This is a genomic window from Cupriavidus necator (assembly GCF_013141915.1).
Lineage (GTDB): Bacteria > Pseudomonadota > Gammaproteobacteria > Burkholderiales > Burkholderiaceae > Cupriavidus > Cupriavidus necator_B.
In genome coordinates this window covers 36,851-49,392 of record NZ_SROX01000012.1, presented here as the reverse complement: position 1 = coordinate 49,392, position 12,542 = coordinate 36,851, and the positions used below count along the sequence as shown (strand labels likewise).

Here is a 12,542-nt window from a genome sequence, read left to right as displayed (position 1 = left end):
GGCACTGCAGCATGCACCTGCGGTGCAACAGATTTGCTACCAAGACGGGACAAGCCTCCCGTCCACACCTTAACCAACGTTAGCCATCACAGGAGACGACGTGCGCGTCATCGACAACCAAGAGCTCGACATGGAAGAGCCACTATGGCGGTATTTCAGAACCGAGAGGTTCCTGGAACTACTGCAGTCCAGCCAACTTTACTTCGCGTCAGCGCGACAATTCGACGATCCGTTCGAAGGAGCTGTCGCCGTGCTCTCGCCAGGCTTTCCTGTTGACCCCCGCTATGCCGAGCTTGAATACGGTGAAAGGGCCTTCGAGGAACTGCGTCGTCTTACAAAGATCAGCTGCTGGCACCGCGCTAGCTTTGAAAGCGACGCGATGTGGAAGCTGTACGCGAATTCAGGAAAGGGGGTTGCCGTGCGTACGAGCCCCAACAGAATTCGCGCAGCTGCCAAACCGTTTCGTCTGAAGCCCGAGTACGGCCATGAAGATCTCTGGGCAGGAAACGTGAAATACGTCAACCTGTTAAAGGAGCGTCTTCGCGTAAGCATGACGGACCGCTTTTGGTACAAGCACATGGCGTTCGCATGGGAGCAGGAGTTCCGGTTGGCTGTATCTGTGCGTATGGCAGAAGAGTTTGGTGTTCAAGTTCCCGAGCACGGAGTCAAGGTTGAATTCGATGTTCCGCAGCTCATCGAACGTATCTACCTCGGCCCATTTCTTCCCGAGGCCGATGCTACGGCCATTCGGGTCGCTGCGAAGGCCCATCGCCTTGAAGACCGTATAAGAGTTTCGAGCATGCTTGGTACCCCAAGGTATACCTAGTGCAGGCTTACCCTTCCTTCCACCGCGACCGTCTGCCGCGGCCACGGAAGTCAATTTAGGTTCGCTTTGACGCTCTGACTTTCGGCATGAGGGATGACTACTTCGGGTCGGGTACGGGCGTCACCGTTCGATCACGTCCGTCGCCCGTCGGCCAGGAGCGGACGCTCGACAGATGTGACTAGATTGTTGACAATCCTGTTGCGCGGAGCCTTATGGGTACTTTGAACCAGAATCATTGGTACCCCACAACTAGCCGCAAAATCATCTCGCACTGAGGGGAAACATGCTGGATTTCCGCACCACGAAGACTGGCGTCGATTTCGACTACCAGCCGGAGTTTGGCACTCAACATCAGTGGGTCTGGGAGGAAATGAAGAGTGGGAAGTCTACAGAGGTATCTCGCGTATTCTCCTTTCGAAAAGCGGATCTCACGAATCCGCCAACCAACAAAACGGACTTTACTGAGTACGTCTATACATTTCGCTTTGGCAAGTTTGAAGACGAGTACTTGCGGATCCCCGGCCGTATCTTTTCTATCGAGCGAGATGTCCTCGTAAGCCGCGAGCTTCGGCTCAAACGTTCGGTCTTTGTCGCGGAACGAAATGTCTCAATTATGAAGCGACTCTCCGATCTTCTCGATAACGACGAGCCTATTGTTATCGGGGGCAGCCGCGCCGGGAACATCCCACTGCCCGTCTATCAGGAGTTGCTCAGGAAATTCCCGACCACATACGAGCTTAATCGCTACGCTGCTGCACGCGCTCACACGATCCTCTCGCAGTATGTGGACGGCATGAAGGATGCACGGGGGATTTATGAGTCGTACCTCGATAAGAGGTCAGCGCTGAACGAAAGCATTCCTGCTGAAACACCGCCGGAACTCAAGGCGTTGAAGGAGCAGGAGGTTCTCAAGTACCGCGTTATCCATAACGAGATTCAACAGAGTCTGCTGACCGGTAAGAACCTATCCGAGAAAGAATGGCAGCAGCGGATGGTTTCATTCCTTCTGCTGCTGTTTCCAAAGTACATCAGGGTGCTTCAAAACATCACAATTAACGACTACTACAGCAAGTCTGGTAAAACGTCCAAGCGATATATCGATATCGGCCTAGTGGACGCGAGCGGGAACCTCGACGTCATTGAGCTAAAAAAACCCTTCGAAGACAAAATTCTTCGCCAAGGACTGTACCGAGGCAACAGCATTCCGACTGCCGAGTTGACCGGTAGCGTCATGCAGGCAGAGAAGTATCTCTTCCACTTGTCGAAATGGGGTGTCGACGGAGAGCGCGCTCTTACGAAGGCCTACGCCTCCGAGCTTCCTCCTGGATTGGATATCCGGATATCAAATCCGAAGGCTATCATTATCGTTGGCCGCGGCCAGATTGGCGGCAAGAAGATGACTGATAGCCAGCAACTCGATTTCGAAATCATCAAGCGCAAGTACGCGAACATGATGGACATCATCACTTACGATGACTTGCTGGACCGGCTCCAAAACACCATCTACGCGCTCGAACACTGACACGCTACTCCAGCCGGTGGCGTAGGCTTCCGGTGCCGGAGGGGGCGTCTCGCTGCTGACTACATCCAGAACGTAGAGGCTATCTCTGCCCAGACGCCGTCGTCCGCTGTTCGCAGGCTCAACGCCAAGCGCGAAACCCAACCGAATCGCCACTCACCCCACGTTGCCCCCGCGAACGTCCGCTTCGGAGCATATTTAGTGACCGCTTTGGGGTCGGAGCCGGTCGCTCAGGAAGTGCGGTGCCGTTCGGAGTGCTTCGGCGCGAGCTTCGTTAGCCAGCTTTGGGGCTACATCATTCGACCAGCCGTATCGGCCCTTTCTACCCCGGAAAACGCTGCAACAGCCCCGAGAACGTCTCGCCTTTTCTAAGATGACGGTCGCTACTCGCGTCAGAACTCTCCAGCAGACCGCTCGCCAGCGTCTAATTACGAAAAAACCGCCCGAAGGCGGTCCTTTCATTTACTGCGTCACAAAGTTTTCAGTAACTTGGCACAATTTTCACTTTCTGTGTCATCCGACAAGGTTAAACATCAATATTCCGCGCCACCAACGCATTACTCTCAATAAAGTTCCTACGCGGCTCCACCTCATCCCCCATAAGAGTGGTAAAGATCTGGTCAGCAGCAATAGCATCCTCTATCTGCACCTTCAACAACCGCCGCTGCGTAACGTCCAGAGTGGTTTCGAAGAGCTGCTCAGGATTCATCTCCCCCAGCCCCTTATACCGCTGCCTCGAAACCCCACGCTCCGCTTCCGAAAGCAACCACTGCATCGCCCCATGGAAGTCATTGACAGTCTGATCCCTCAGCTTGTCTCCTTCCCCGCGCTGCACCTTGGTCCCCTCAGGCGTCAGCCCCTGGAACGTCTTGGCCGCATTGGACAGCGCCGCATAATCCGCCCCGTGGACAAAGTCCGCATCCAGATGCGACAGCCGCACGTTGCCATGATGACGCCGAGCGATCATCAACCGATGCTTGTCAGTCTTTTCGTCGAACTGCGCGTACACGTCCGCGGTGCCGTCATCATTGACGGCAGCCCCAATCAAAGTCTTGGCATGCATCTCCGCCAACTTAGCCTTCAGCGCCACCGCCGAAGCCTCCGCCGCCGCAGCACTATCCAGATCCAGCGTCACGCCATCCGCAATGGCACGCAGCGCGTCGGTATCCACAACACGCGACAGACGACCAATCACGCCTTCAGTCAGCTGGTACTGACGAGCCAGCTCAGTCAGCGCATCCCCATTGATCTCCGACCCATCCGGCCGCACCAGCACAGCCTTCTCCATCGCCAGCTTCAACAGATAAGCATTGAGCTCGACATCATCCTTGATATACCGCTCTTCCTTGCCATGCTTGATCTTGTACAGCGGCGGCTGCGCGATATACACATAACCGCGCTCGATAATGTCAGGCATCTGCCGGTAGAAGAACGTCAGCAGCAGCGTGCGGATGTGTGAGCCGTCCACGTCCGCGTCGGTCATGATGATGATGCGGTGGTAGCGCAGCTTGTCCAGGTTGTAGTCGTCCTTGCCGATGCCGGTGCCCAGCGCGGTGATCAGCGTCAGCACTTCCTGGCTGGACAGCATCTTGTCAAAGCGGGCGCGCTCTACATTCAGAATCTTGCCCTTCAGCGGCAGGATGGCCTGGAACTTACGGTCGCGGCCCTGCTTGGCAGAGCCGCCTGCGGAGTCGCCCTCCACCAGGAAGAGCTCTGACAGGGCGGGGTCTTTTTCCTGGCAGTCGGCCAGCTTGCCGGGCAGGCCCATGCCGTCCATCAGGCCCTTGCGGCGGGTCATTTCGCGGGCCTTGCGGGCGGCTTCGCGGGCGCGGGCGGCGTCTACGATCTTGCCGCAGATGATCTTGGCGTCGCCGGGGGTTTCCAGCAGGAAGTCGTTCAGGGCCTTGCCGACGAGTTCTTCCACCGGCAGGCGCACTTCGGACGAGACCAGCTTGTCTTTGGTCTGCGAGCTGAACTTGGGCTCTGGCACCTTTACGGAGAGCACGCAGGACAGGCCTTCGCGCATGTCGTCGCCGGTGGTTTCCACCTTGGCTTTCTTGGCGACTTCGTTTTCTTCGATGTACTTGTTGATGACGCGCGTCATCGCGGCGCGCAGGCCGGTCAGGTGGGTGCCGCCGTCACGCTGCGGGATGTTGTTGGTGAAGCAGAGCACCTGCTCGTTGTAGCCATCGTTCCACTGCATGGCCACTTCCACGGCGATACCGTCTTTTTCGGTGTTGGCGTAGAAGATATTGGGGTGCAGCACGCTCTTGGAGCGGTTGATGTACTCGACAAAACCCTTCACGCCGCCGGAGAAGGCAAAGTCTTCTTCCTTGCCGGTGCGCTGGTCGACCAGCTTGATGTGGACGCCGTTGTTCAGGAACGAGAGCTCGCGGATGCGCTTGGACAGGATCTCGTAGTGGAACTCGACGTTGGTGAAGATCTCTTCGTCGGCCAGGAAGTGGACTTCGGTGCCGCGCTTGTCGGTGGCGCCGATGATCTTCATCGGCGAGACTTCAACGGGCTGGCCGTCGGGGCCGTTCACGGTCTCGACGATGCGGTTCTGCACGTCGCCCTTGGCGAATTCAATCAGGTGGACCTGGCCATCGCGGCGCACGGTCAGGCGCAGCCACTTGGACAGTGCGTTCACGCAGGACACGCCCACGCCGTGCAGGCCGCCCGATACCTTGTAGCTGTTCTGGTTGAACTTGCCGCCGGCGTGCAGCTCGGTCATGGCGATTTCCGCCGCGCTGCGCTTGGGTTCGTGCTTGTCGTCGAACTTGACCAGGGGCGGGATGCCGCGGCCGTTGTCGACGATGGAGATCGAGTTGTCGCTGTGGATGGTGACCTGGATCTCGGTGCAGTAGCCGGCCAGCGCTTCATCGATGGAGTTGTCCAGCACCTCGAAGACCAGGTGGTGCAGGCCGGTGCCGTCGGAGGTGTCGCCGATATACATGCCCGGACGCTTGCGTACCGCCTCCAGGCCTTCCAGGATCTGGATCGAGGAGGCTCCGTAGGTGTTTTCCTGCTGCGGGTTCTGCTGGTCGGTCATGTCTTTCCTACTTACGGCGAATGCGGAATCGGGGCCGGGCGGGCATGGCTGGCATGCCGGCGGCGGGGCGCGATGGGTCCGCATGGCGGGTTACTAAAAACGGCAAAAGGGGCGGATCGTCGTAACGATCCTGCCCCCGCGGCGGGATGATCATCCCCTGGACGTTCCGGCCGGGGCCGGGTGTCGTAGCGTGCCGTTTGCTGCTCCGGTTGTTGTCTGCGCTGGTTGTGGCACAGGTCCTGTCACCGGATCATCAGATGCGCATCGGCATGACGACGTACTTGAAGTTGTCGTCGTCCGGCACGGTGATCAGCGCGCTCGAATTCGAGTCGCCGAGGCTGACCTGCACTTGCTCGGTCTTGAGGTTGGCAAGCACGTCGAGCAGGTAGGTCACGTTGAAGCCGATATCGAGCGCGTCGCCCGAGTAATCGAGTTCCAGCTCTTCCTGCGCCTCTTCCTGGTCGGCGTTGGTGGAGCTGATCTTGAGCATGTGCGTGTCGAGGATGCAGCGCACGCCCTTGAATTTGTCCGTCGTCAGGATCGCGGTGCGTTGCAGCGCTTGCTGCAGCTGCACGCGGTCGATCGCGAAGGCGTTCTTGTAGCCCTTGGGAATCACGCGCTGGAAGTCGGGGAACTTGCCTTCGACCAGCTTGGAGATCAGTTCGATATTGGCGAACGTGAACTTGACCTGGTTGGCGGCCAGCTGCACCGTCACCGGATCGTCGTTGTCTTCCAGCAGGCGCTGCAGTTCCAGGATGGTCTTGCGCGGGATGATGACTTCCTGGCGCGAGCCGACGCCGCTGGCTTCCTGCTCCAGCTCCACGCCGCAATACGCCAGGCGGTGGCCGTCGGTGGCCACGGCCATGACCTTCTTGCCTTCCACCACCAGCAGCATGCCGTTCAGGTAGTAGCGGATGTCCTGCTGCGCCATGGCGAAGTGGACCATCGCCAGCAGGTGCTTGAAGGTCTTCTGCGGCAGCGTCACGCTGGCGTTGAATTCGCTGGCTTCGGCAACGGTGGGGAATTCTTCGGCGGCCAGCGTCTGCAGGGCAAAGCGGCTCTTGCCGGATTGCACCGTCATGCGCTTGTCGTTGAGCGACAGGGCCACGTCGCCGTCAGGCATGGCGCGCAGGATGTCCAGCAGCTTGCGCGCGGCCACGGTGGTGGCGACGCTGTCGCTGCCGACGCCGCATTCCGCATGCGTGGTGATCTGGATTTCGATGTCGGTCGACAGGAAGGAAACGTTCGACCCGGACTTGCGAATCAGCAGGTTGGCCAGGATCGGGAGGGTGTGGCGGCGCTCCACGATGCCGCTCACGATTTGCAGCGGACGCAGCAGGTTGTCTCGCGAGGTTTTGACCAATTGCATTGAATTTATCCTTCGTCGTTTGTAGTCGGCGACCGCAGAACGCAAACAACTCCAAATTCACTTAGGAATCAAGGAGTTAATATGCCATTGTACCAAGGATAAGCCGCTGCGGTGAAGCGGGGCGAGACCGGCTGGCGGGCCAGCTGTGCACAAAAAGCCACGCTGGCACTGAACGCGCCTGCCATCCCGGCCCGACTCACCGCAAAGCCTTATCGGTGGCCACTTTCCGGACTGCTGCTCCGGCGATGCTGACGTTGATTCCCCAGGCGCTACGGGTTGTCCGTGGCGCGCACCCTACAGTATGCCAGCCCCGGGGGGCCGACCCTTCAAAACCGACTTCCAGCCAGGGCTGCGCCCATCAGCCCTTGAGCGTCTGCTCCAGCACGTGCAGCTCATGGTTGAGCTGCGCATCCTTGCTGCGTTCGTCGGCGATCTTGCGCACGGCGTGCAGCACGGTGGTGTGGTCGCGGCCGCCGAACAGCTCGCCGATCTCGGGCAGGCTCTTCTGCGTCAGCTCCTTGGCCAGGTACATCGCAATCTGGCGCGGACGTGCAATATTGGCAGGCCGCTTTTTCGAATACATGTCAGCGACCTTGATGTTGTAGAAATCCGCGCAGGTCTTCTGGATGTTCTCGACAGAGATCTGGCGGTTCTGCACCGTCAGCAGGTCCTTCAGCGCTTCGCGCGTCACCTCGATGGTGATGTCCTTGCCATGGAAGTTGCTGAACGCCAGGATCTTGCGCAGCGCGCCTTCCAGCTCGCGCACGTTGGAGCGCAGGTGCTTGGCGACGAAGAAGGCGACTTCTTCCGGAACGTTGACGTTCTCGGCGGCGGCCTTCTTCATCAGGATGGCCACGCGCATTTCCAGCTCGGGCGGCTCGATCGCCACGGTCAGGCCGGAGTCGAAGCGCGAGATCAGGCGGTCGTCGATGCCGGTGATTTCCTTGGGGTAGGTATCGCTGGTGATGATCACCTGCGCCCGGTTGGCAATCAGGGCCTCAAAGGCATAGAAGAACTCTTCCTGCGTGCGGTTCTTGCCGGAGAAGAACTGGATATCGTCGATCAGCAGCAGGTCCAGCGAGTGGTAGTAGCGCTTGAACTCGTCGAACGCCTTGCGCTGGTACGCCTTCACCACGTCGGACACGTATTGCTCGGCGTGGATGTAGCGGATGCGCGCGCGCGGGTTCTCCATCAGCATGTGGTTGCCGATGGAGTGGATCAGGTGGGTCTTGCCCAGGCCGACGCCGCCATAGAGATACAGCGGGTTGTACGACTTGCCCGGGTTGTTGGCGACCTGGATCGCGGCGGCCCGCGCCAGCTGGTTGGCTTTACCGGTGACGAAGTTGTCGAACGTCAGGATCGGGTTCAGGCGCGAGCGCTCATGCACCGTGTCGCTGGGCTGGTGGCCAGGCATCGGCGTGGCGCCGTGGCCCATCGCGGCATGCGGATGCTGGGCTTGCTGCGGCGCGCGGTAGGAGCGGGCGCTGGCTTCGGCGGGGTCCATGTGGACCACGTCGACCTCGCCCAGGTCGGCGTTGTGCTGCGGGTGGTGCTGGCCGGGATGCTGCCCGCCCATGCCGCGCGCGCCGGCCGGAACCGGGGCGGCGGACGGCATGCCGGCCGGGTTGCCGTACTGCGGCTGGCCCAGGCCATACGCGGCGGCAGGGTATTCGCCATAGCCGGGCTGGCCCGGCTGGCCAGGCATGGCAAACGGGGGCTGGCCACCTGACGATTGGTTAGGCTGGGCGCCGGGATAACCGCCCATGCCCGTACCCGGTGCTGCGTGATGCTCCATGCGGTCCATGCCGCCCGCGCCCATGCCGGGCTGGGCCGGCTGCATGTAGGCAGCGGCGCGCCCCGACGCGGCGGGATCGAGCACGAACTGGACGCTGACCTGCGCCTCCCAGTATTCGCAGGCGAGGGCGGTGATGCGCCCCGAAAACTGACTCTTGACCCAGTCGAGCTTGAAACGGTTGGGCGCGGCAATCCGCAGCGCATGCGTTTCTTCATCGAACGCAACGGGCGCCAGCGGCTTGATCCACGTTTTGAACTGTTGCGGCGTCAGCTCGCGCTCGAGTTGCGCGGCTGCCGCCTGCCAGAAATCTTGCATTGTTTGTTGTTGGGTAATCGCACCCGGCGCCGCTGGTTCAGCGGCGAAGGTACGCCACGGGCGGCGTATGCGCCGCGTTATCCGGGCCGCCTCGACCGAATTGGGAATCAATACCCTTGGTCCAGGCCTCCGCGACATGCCATGCCGCCGCCAGCGAACCTTCAGGTTCGCCGCACTGGCGTGCGTAAAGTCATGCGTTGCCGCGGTGGGAGCCCGGGTTGCGCCTGCGCCACGCAGCCCGTGTTGTGTTTGGACCCGGATTGTACCCCCGCCCCTGAGTTATCCACAAAGGATAAGTCTGTGGACAACTTGTGCAAATGCAGTGGATTGATGTGCACAACCCCTGCTGTGGCGCGGCTTTCCGGGGTGCGGAAACGGGCGAAAACTCAGGCAAAACAGGGACTTCGCCTGTGGATGAGTGCGCCAGAGGTGGCGTGCCGGACGCTTTCGGTTACCCACTGGCTGTTGTGGACAATGGCGCACCAGGGCCTCCGCGGCGGTGTGGCAATTGTGCCGTTGCACACAGAGTTCCGCCTTGACAGGGCCGCGGAAAATCGTTTAAATGGCGGGTTCTGCGATGCGGCAGGGGATCACGTATGCGCATCGCCGGTCTGGCCTGTTCGTGCCGTCCGCGCTAACAGGTTAGCTACCTGCACACGCGTCAGCACGGCCGGCAGCAAGACAGAACCAGAATCGTCGGATTCGCCGCTGCAGTTCCTCGCAAGCGGCAGCCCCATGCGAACCATACGCGGCGGCCACGGCACCCCGGCACCGGCCGGAAGCGGGCAAGCCAAGATCAACCAGAGAGTGCAACATGAAACGTACCTACCAACCTTCCGTTACCCGCCGCAAGCGTACCCACGGTTTCCGCGTGCGCATGAAGACCCGCGGCGGCCGTGCCGTCATCAACGCACGCCGCGCCAAGGGCCGCAAGCGCCTGGCCATCTGAGGCCCGGGCGACCGGCCTGACGGCGCGCCTGGCGCCGGCTGCAGCATACCGCAGCCGTGCCGCGCGCCTGTCAACGCCCACCGCCCCGGCTTCAGGTCGGCCAGGAGCTTGCCGCAGGGCGCCGCTTTGCGCCAGCAGTCTTATTTGCCAGCGCTTGCCAGTGTCCCCCAGCGTGTCAGCCCATGCCTTCCCCAAAGCCGCGAGGCTTACAAAGACGGATGAGTTTTCATCCGTTTTTGCTTTGCGGCCCCGGCGGCGCAGCCCCCATTTCGTGCTCTACGTGCGCGCCAATGACCGGCCGGAAGGCCGCCTTGGCGTGGTGGTGGGCAAGAAGTTCGCGCCGCGCGCGGCCGAGCGCAACCTGGTGAAGCGCATGGCGCGCGAGCTGTTCCGCCAGCGCCGTGAGCACCTGGCGGGGCGCGACGTGCTGCTGCGGCTGCAAGCCAAGTTTCCGCGCGCGGAATTTGCGACGCGCGCGGCGGTCCGAAGGGCATGCGCGGCGGAAATCGCCAGCCTGCTCGACGTAGCGGCGAAACCATTGCCGCCACCCGCGCCGCCTGCCTCGCCCCCGGCACCGCCCACCGCGGCGCCACCGGCGAGCCCCTCGCAAAGCCAGCCACCAGGCCAGCCAGCCTGACCACCCCGCCATGAAGCGCATCCTGCTAGCCCTGCTGCGAATCTACAAGATCGCCCTGAGTCCCTACCTGGGCTCGCAGTGCCGCTTCCTGCCGACCTGTTCCGACTACGCCCGCGACGCCGTCGTCCATCATGGCGCCGCGCGCGGCAGCTGGATGGCCGCCTGCCGGCTGTGCCGTTGCCATCCTTTCGCCCAAGGCGGGTATGATCCCGTGCCGGGCACGGAAGCTGACACATCCGTCCATGCCGCCACAGGCCATGCGCCCGTGGCGATCCGTCTGCCCAGACCCTGATTTCTCCGACCACAGCCAGACATGGATATCAAACGCACCATCCTCTGGGTCATCTTCTCGATGTCCCTCGTGCTGCTCTACGACAACTGGCAGCGCGCCAACGGCCATGCGTCGATGTTCTTCCCGAGCACGACGCAACAGGCCGCCTCGGCGCCGGCCGCCAGCGGCGCTGCCGCGCAGGGCGACGTGCCCAAGGCCAACGTCCAGCCGGGCGCAGCCGCACCGGCCGCCGGCCCGGGCGCCGCGCCGCAGGCCGCGGCCCAGCCCACCGGCGAGAAGATCGTGGTGACCACCGACACGGTGCGCGCCGAGATCGACACCGCCGGCGGCATCGTGTCGCGCCTGGAGCTGCTCAAGGAGCATGAGAAGGACGGCAAGCCGGTGGTGCTGTTCGAGCGCGACAACGTGCGCACCTACATGGCACGCTCGGGCCTGATCGGCGGCGACCTGCCCAACCACACCACGGTGTTCACCGCGGCCCCGGGCCCGCGCAACCTGGACGGCGCCGAGCAGGTGCAGGTGGTGCTGAGCGCCGAGAAGAGCGGCGTGAAGCTGGTCAAGACCTACACCTTCCGCAAGGGCAGCTACGTGGTCGACAGCAAGTTCGACGTGACCAACGCGGGCACCGCGCCGGTCTCGCCGACGCTGTACCTGGAACTGGCGCGCGATGGCAGCAAGGTGGAGCAGTCGCAGTTCTACAGCACCTTCACCGGCCCGGCCATCTACACCGACGCCGACAAGTACCACAAGATCAGCTTCGAAGACGTCGCCAAGGGCAAGGCCAGCGTGCCGGCCGCCACCAACAGTGGCTGGGTGGCGATGGTGCAGCACTACTTTGCCTCGGCCTGGATCCCGCAGACCGGCAAGGAGCACAGCTTCTACGTCCAGCAGATCGACCCGAACCTGTACCGCGTGGGCGTGCAGCAGCCGCTGGGCCAGCTGGCCCCGGGCGCCACGGTGAGCACCGATGCGCGCCTGTTCGCCGGCCCGCAGGAAGAGCACATGCTCGAGAAGATCGCGCCGGGCCTGGAGCTGGTGAAGGACTATGGCTGGCTGACCATCCTGGCCAAGCCGCTGTTCTGGCTGCTGGAGAAGCTGCACGGCTTCCTGGGCAACTGGGGCTGGTCGATCATCGCGCTGACGGTGCTGATCAAGCTGGTGTTCTTCCCGCTGTCGGCGGCGAGCTACAAGTCCATGGGCAAGATGAAGGACCTGCAGCCGCGCATGACCTCGATCCGCGAGCGCTACAAGGGCGACCCGCAGAAGATGAACCAGGAGATGATGGCGCTGTACAAGACCGAGAAGGTCAATCCGCTGGGCGGCTGCCTGCCCATCGTGATCCAGATCCCGGTGTTCATTGCGCTGTACTGGGTGCTGCTGTCGTCGGTGGAAATGCGCGGCGCACCGTGGCTGGGCTGGATCCATGACCTGTCGGTGCCGGATCCGTTCTACATCCTGCCGATCGTGATGGCCGTGTCGATGTTCGTGCAGACCAAGCTGAACCCGACCCCGCCGGACCCGGTGCAGGCCAAGGTGATGATGATCATGCCGCTGGTGTTCTCGTTCATGTTCTTCTTCTTCCCGGCCGGCCTGGTGCTGTACTGGGTGGTGAACAACATCCTGTCGATCGCCCAGCAGTGGCAGATCAACCGGATGCTGGGCAAGGGCAAGGCCGTGGCGGTGGCCAAGAGCTGAGCCTGTTGCAAGATGCGGTAATCGGGAAGCCCGGCAGCGATGCCGGGCTTTTTGTTTGGTGGAAGCCAGGTGCCGATGGCCTCAAACCCGCCA

General features: G+C 61.8%; 9 protein-coding genes. 6 read left to right on the top strand and 3 right to left on the bottom strand.

The genetic code is table 11. From position 1 onward, the window contains the following. Positions 1–100: 100 nt before the first annotated feature. Both E5S69_RS20855 and E5S69_RS20850 read left to right on the top strand, forming a co-directional pair. The gene (locus tag E5S69_RS20855) at positions 101–826 is read left to right on the top strand and encodes a DUF2971 domain-containing protein (RefSeq protein ID WP_171516531.1); all 726 of its coding nucleotides are present in this window, start codon (positions 101–103) and stop codon (positions 824–826) included. Positions 827–1,109: 283 nt separating this feature from the next. After that, positions 1,110–2,348: a Shedu immune nuclease family protein gene (locus E5S69_RS20850; protein WP_171516530.1), complete on the top strand. Its 1,239-nt coding sequence runs from the start codon at positions 1,110–1,112 to the stop codon at positions 2,346–2,348. Positions 2,349–2,871: 523 nt separating this feature from the next. On the opposite strand, the gene gyrB is transcribed toward E5S69_RS20850, so the two are convergent. From gyrB to dnaA, 3 genes are all read right to left on the bottom strand, one after another. Beyond that, entirely contained in the window at positions 2,872–5,397 is a 2,526-nt protein-coding gene (gene gyrB / locus E5S69_RS20845; protein ID WP_171516529.1) for a DNA topoisomerase (ATP-hydrolyzing) subunit B, read from the bottom strand. Between the two features lie 253 nt (positions 5,398–5,650). After that, positions 5,651–6,766, bottom strand: coding sequence for a DNA polymerase III subunit beta (gene dnaN / locus E5S69_RS20840; protein ID WP_171516528.1), 1,116 nt, complete (start codon positions 6,764–6,766; stop codon positions 5,651–5,653). Between the two features lie 358 nt (positions 6,767–7,124). Then, positions 7,125–8,876 carry a chromosomal replication initiator protein DnaA gene (gene dnaA, locus E5S69_RS20835; RefSeq protein WP_171516527.1) on the bottom strand — a complete coding sequence of 584 codons (1,752 nt, stop codon included), beginning with the start codon at positions 8,874–8,876 and terminating at the stop codon, positions 7,125–7,127. A gap of 814 nt (positions 8,877–9,690) precedes the next feature. On the opposite strand from dnaA, the gene rpmH reads away from it, so the two are divergent. From rpmH to yidC, 4 genes are all read left to right on the top strand, one after another. Continuing rightward, positions 9,691–9,825 carry a 50S ribosomal protein L34 gene (gene rpmH / locus E5S69_RS20830; RefSeq protein ID WP_008650850.1) on the top strand — a complete coding sequence of 45 codons (135 nt, stop codon included), beginning with the start codon at positions 9,691–9,693 and terminating at the stop codon, positions 9,823–9,825. Between the two features lie 172 nt (positions 9,826–9,997). Continuing rightward, on the top strand, positions 9,998–10,462 hold the full coding sequence (rnpA, locus tag E5S69_RS20825) for a ribonuclease P protein component (RefSeq protein ID WP_171516526.1): 465 nt from the start codon (positions 9,998–10,000) through the stop codon (positions 10,460–10,462). A gap of 10 nt (positions 10,463–10,472) precedes the next feature. After that, positions 10,473–10,754, top strand: a complete 282-nt coding sequence (gene yidD / locus E5S69_RS20820; RefSeq protein ID WP_171516525.1) for a membrane protein insertion efficiency factor YidD — start codon at positions 10,473–10,475, stop codon at positions 10,752–10,754. 21 nt (positions 10,755–10,775) lie between these two features. Then, positions 10,776–12,449: a membrane protein insertase YidC gene (gene yidC, locus E5S69_RS20815; RefSeq protein WP_171516524.1), complete on the top strand. Its 1,674-nt coding sequence runs from the start codon at positions 10,776–10,778 to the stop codon at positions 12,447–12,449. The last annotated feature ends 93 nt before the right edge of the window (positions 12,450–12,542 follow it).